The sequence below is a fragment of the Massilia sp. P2_C2 genome, from assembly GCF_056404615.1.
Map to the genome: position 1 here is coordinate 1 of NZ_JBFUDR010000396.1, position 4,858 is coordinate 4,858.

General features: G+C 66.0%; 4 protein-coding genes. All 4 read right to left on the reverse strand.

All coding sequences use genetic code 11. The features are described from left to right. Positions 1–1,755, reverse strand: a 1,755-nt coding sequence (locus AC1DYX_RS27900; protein WP_477264969.1) for an efflux RND transporter permease subunit, incomplete at its 3' end; no start/stop codon positions are given. Between the two features lie 18 nt (positions 1,756–1,773). Next, positions 1,774–2,823, reverse strand: coding sequence for a WD40/YVTN/BNR-like repeat-containing protein (locus tag AC1DYX_RS27905; protein ID WP_477264971.1), 1,050 nt, complete (start codon positions 2,821–2,823; stop codon positions 1,774–1,776). Positions 2,824–2,847: 24 nt separating this feature from the next. Beyond that, positions 2,848–4,203: a DUF1329 domain-containing protein gene (locus tag AC1DYX_RS27910; RefSeq protein WP_477264973.1), complete on the reverse strand. Its 1,356-nt coding sequence runs from the start codon at positions 4,201–4,203 to the stop codon at positions 2,848–2,850. A gap of 11 nt (positions 4,204–4,214) precedes the next feature. Next, positions 4,215–4,858 (reverse strand): DUF1302 family protein (locus AC1DYX_RS27915; protein ID WP_477264975.1); only part of this gene is annotated, 644 nt, incomplete at its 5' end.

Genomic DNA, 4,858 nt, shown 5'->3' on the forward strand with positions numbered 1-4,858 from the left:
CTTGTGATCCTTCAGGTAGACATACAGCGTGAGCAGCGAGCAGCTCTGGTTGAACAGCTCGCGCGGCGCGCGGGTCTGCACCGCCCCCAGCGCGCCCTCGTTCGGGATCAGGTCGTACCACTTGAAGTTGCCTTCGTTGTAGCCCGTGGTGGACAGCTTGGACAGGGCCGCCATCGAATTGGTCGATTCCACGCCCGGCAACTGCTCGAGTTGCCAGGCCAGGTCGTCGACGCTGGCGAGCGTGTCGTACTGGGTGCACTTGTCGTCGGGCGTCTTGACCATCACCACGAAAATGTCCGAGCTGGCCGCGTAATTGCCGACCAGGTAGGCGTTGTCGCGGTTGTAGCGCGAGTCGGGACGCAGCTCCGGCGCACCCGGATCCAGGTCGCCGACCTTCAGGTGCAGGCTGACCAGGGAACCGAAAACGCCGATCAGCAGGCTGGCCAGCACCGTGGCCGCCGCCCAGCGGCGCCGGGTGAACCGGTCGAGCAGGGCCCACAGCCAGTGCTTGCGGCCGTCCTCGCCTTGCAGGCTGCGTGCCGCCGCCGCGTGGCTCACCCCGGTGTAGGACAGCAGGATGGGCAGCAGCACGAGGTTGGTGAAGATCAGCACCGCGACGCCGATGCTGGCGATCACCGCCAGGTCCTGGATCACCTTGATCTGGATGATCGTCAGCACCAGGAACCCGACCGCGTCGCACAGCAGCGCCGTCAGGCCGGCGACGAACAGGCGGCGGAAGGTGTAGCGGGCGGCCACCACCTGATGGATCCCGCGGCCGATGTCCTGCATGATGCCGTTCATCTTCTGGGCGCCATGGCTCATGCCGATCGCGAACACGAGAAAGGGCACCAGGATCGAATACGGATCGAGTTCGTAGCCGACGCTGGCGAGCAGGCCGAACTGCCACAACACGGCAATGAGCGAGCAGGCCACCACCAGCGTGGTGCTGCGCCAGCAGCGCGTATACCAGAACAGGACGGCGCTGGCGATGGCGATCGCCAGCACGAAGAACAGCAGCACCTGGCGCAAACCTTCGATCAGGTCGCCGACGATCTTGGCGAAGCCGGTGATGTGGATGCGCACGCCTTGCGCCTCGTATTTGGCGCGCACCTGTTCGAGCTGCGTGGAGAACTCGCGGTAGTCGAGCGGCTTGCCGGTCTTCGGATTGGTGTCGAGCAGCGGCACGAACACGATGCTCGACTTGAAGTTGGCCGCCACGATCTGGCCGATCTCGCCGGAACGCGCGACGTTGGCCCGCAGCTGCGCCAGGCTGGCGGAAGAACCGTCATAACCGTCCGGGATCACGGTGCCGCCATCGAGGCCCTCCTCGGTGACGGCGACCCAGCGCGTGTTGGCGGTCCAGAGCGACTTCATGAACGGCCGGTCGACGCCGGGCAGCAGGTACACCTCGTCGTTCAGGTGTTGCAGCACATCGAGGTAGTGCCGGTCGAAGATGGTGCCGGCGGGCGCTTCGACGGCGATGCGGATCGCGTTGCCCAGGCCGGTCAGGTCCGCCTTGTTGGCCAGGTAGTTGGCGACATACGGATGCGCGGTCGGAATCGTCTTCTCGAAGCTCGCGTTGAGCTTGATGCGCGTCGCCTGCCAGCCCAGCAGGAACGTGGCCAACAGGCACAGAAGGACGATGAGCGGACGGTGGTTGAACAGGGCGCGCTCGGCCAGGTTGCCGGATTTCGCATCGAAATCCTCCAGGCGGCGCACGACGGGTTGTTGGTCCAGATCGATATCTGTTTTCATTGATGTTCCGGCCTTAGATCATTGGGAAAGCGCTGTCAGGCGCTTGACACCGCGCAGGCCGGCAACGATCAGGCCGTTGTCCCGTGCCTGCGCCACCGCCGCCAGCGGCAGCGGCTCGCTTTTTTGCGGCGCGAAGCTGTGCCCGCGGTCGCGGCTGACCAGCAGGTCGCCACCCTGGCTCACGAGGACCAGCGCACCATCCGCCAGTTCGGTGCCCGCAGCGATTGCGGACTGGGTGCCGGTATCGATCCCGTGCCAGCTGTGGCCGCCGTCATCCGAGCGGAAGGCGTTGCCGCGCAGGCCGAACGCGATCAGCGGGCCGCCATGCGCCGCCAGCAGGCCGAACCATGTGCCCTTGTAGGGCGACTCGAGCGGTACGAAGCTGGCCCCCTGGTCGATCGAGCGCAACAGCAGGCCCTGTTCGCCCGCGATGTAGAGCGCACCGCCGGCCGCGCGGATGCCGTAGAGATGCAAGCCCTTCGGATTGGCGACGTGCGTCTGCCACGGCTGCCAGGTGCCGCCGCCATCGGTCGTCCTGAATACCAGGTTGTAGGCGMCGACGATGTAACCGGTCCGCGTGTTTTCGAAGTACAGGTCGAAGAAGGGTTTGTCGGGGCCGTCCGCGACGAGGCGCTCGGCGTCGGCGATGGCCTTGCCGTCACCGCTCTGCCTGGCCGCTTGCAGGGCGAGCGCGGCCGCCTGCATGCCATCGAGTTGCCTGATCCAGGTCTGGCCGCCATCCTCCGTCTTGAGCACGACCCCCAGGTGGCCGACTGCCCAGCCCGACTTGGCGTCGACGAACTGCACCGCTGTCAGGCTGGTCCTGACCGGTACCTGCGCCTGCTTCCAGGTCTTGCCGTCGTCATCGGACAGCAGGATCGTGCCGCGTTCGCCCACCGCCACCAGGCGGTTGCCGGCACGGGCGACTGCCAGCATCACCGCGCCGAGCGCCTTGGGCGAACTCAGCGCCGGTTGTTCCAGCACGGCCGGTGCCGCCGGCCGGGCCGCCGGCGCCGCGGCCCACACGGCGCAGGCGAACACCCGCGCCAATCGACTCATTCGGGACATAGGACTTCCTTTGTGTGTACCGGATTATCGGGAACCCTGGTTGGCGAGTTCTTCCGGGCTGAAATAGCTGAGCGGCAGGCGCGGAATCGCCTTGTACTGCACCGCCGTCTCGTTCGACGACGCATTCAGCAGGTACGCCCCCGTCTGGACGTTGTAGGTGCCCCACATGACGTTGCCGACCACGGCTGGAATATCCGGCGCGAGCAGGGTCAGGGTGTAGTTGCTGCGCCAGATCTCGCCCTGGGCGTCGTAGCCGTCGATCAGGATGATCTGCCAGGTATCCTCGTCGACGTAGTAGCGGCGCCTGGCGACGACGTGGCGCTTGCCGGGGGCGACGGTCGCCTCGACTTCCCACACGCGGTGCAATTCCCAGCGCACGAGATCGGGGTTGAGGAACTGCGGGCCGACGAGATCGGCGATTTTGGCGGAGGCCGCGCGGTTGTTGTTGTACGGGATGACCATCTCCTTCTTGCCGACCAGCTTGAGCTCATGGTGGTCGATCGGGCCGAACAGCATGAACGCCTCGTCGAAGAATCCGATGCCCGACGTGACCGAGTCCGGCGTGTCGTAGGCGATCGACGGGCCGCGGCGCACCCGGCGCTGGCCGACCAGGTATTGCCACAGTCCGCGCGCGTGCCTGTCGTCGATGCCGTCGTGCGCGAGGATGCCTTCGCCGGCCTTGGATGCGGGGGCACGCGTGATCAGGCGGCCGTACTGGTAGTAGCCTTCGAACTTGTCCGGGCTGCCTTCCTTGAAATAGGCGGGCCGCATGATCGTCTGTTCGGCCTCGGTCGCCATCGACCGCTTGCCGTCCGGCGTGACGACCCAGGTGCGCAGCGGGAAGGTGGCCGTTTCGCCGGTCCAGGCAAGGCGGTGGTTCCACAGTACTTCATAGCCCGACTTCGGGAGCGGGAACGGAATGCCGCCGTAGGCGCCTTCCACGCCCTGGCCGTTGTCGGCGATTTTGGCGCGCGTCGCGTTCCTGAAGGTGTTGTCGTACACCCACTCCGGTGCGCCGCCGGTGCGGTGGGTCGGGTAAACGTCGACGCGGTAGTTCGGATACTTCTTCAGCATCGCGATCGTGCCGGCCGACAGCTTGCCCGCATACTGGTCCACGTTCTTGCCGGTAATCGCGAACAGCGGCTTTTCGGCGGCGAACGGATCGACGCGTGCATCGCCCGGCTTGTAGCCCGGCTGCACCCTGGTGTAGGCACCGTCCCAGGCGGGAATCGTGCCGTCCTTGTTGCCGGCCTTTTCCGCGCCCATCGGGGTCAACGCGGACTTCAGCCTGGCCGCTTCTTCGGCCGATACGGCGGCCATGGCGTTGACGCTTGCCGCCGCGGCGATGGCGGCGACGGCGAGTTTCAGGTTCATCTTCATGTGCGTTTTCCTTAGAACGAGCGTTTGATGTTGAAGGAGATGAAGTCGCGGTCCTTGAGCGCCTGCGCGTAGCTGAGCATCGGGGTGTTGGTGACCGGATTGTTCTTCAGGAAGGTGCCGGCCGTGCCGAGGAAGCGGTTGTAGGCCAGGCCGAACTTCCAGTCCTGTTGCCAGGTACCGTTGATGCCGATGGAGGCGTCGCCGCCATGGGAGGCGCCACCGTTGAACTGCGCGACGGCCGAGGAACGGCCATCGATGTTGTAGCCCAGGCCGAGCGGGATCGTGATATCCAGGCCGTTGATGATCTGGTAGTAGGCCGGCTCGAAGATCATGCGGATCGCGGTGGCGTCGCGCGTGGTGTTGGGGTCGAGCGAGCCCCGGCTGGTCACGCTGGTCGTGCGGTTCCAGGCGATCTCGCCGAGGAAGGTGCCGCCCTGGAACAGCCGGTTGGTGGGTAGCACGTAGATCGCCGACAGGTTGGCGTGCGCCGTGTTCCCCACGGCATAGGCCGGGTTGTTGCTGTTGTTGGCAGGCGTGCCCGGGCCCTGTGTGCCGAGGAAGTTCGGGGTCGGGTCGGACACGAGAGGCGTGTTGCGGCGCACCGACACTTCGGTCGCGACATTGAAGCCGCCCAGCACCGTGCTCGCGTTCGCGC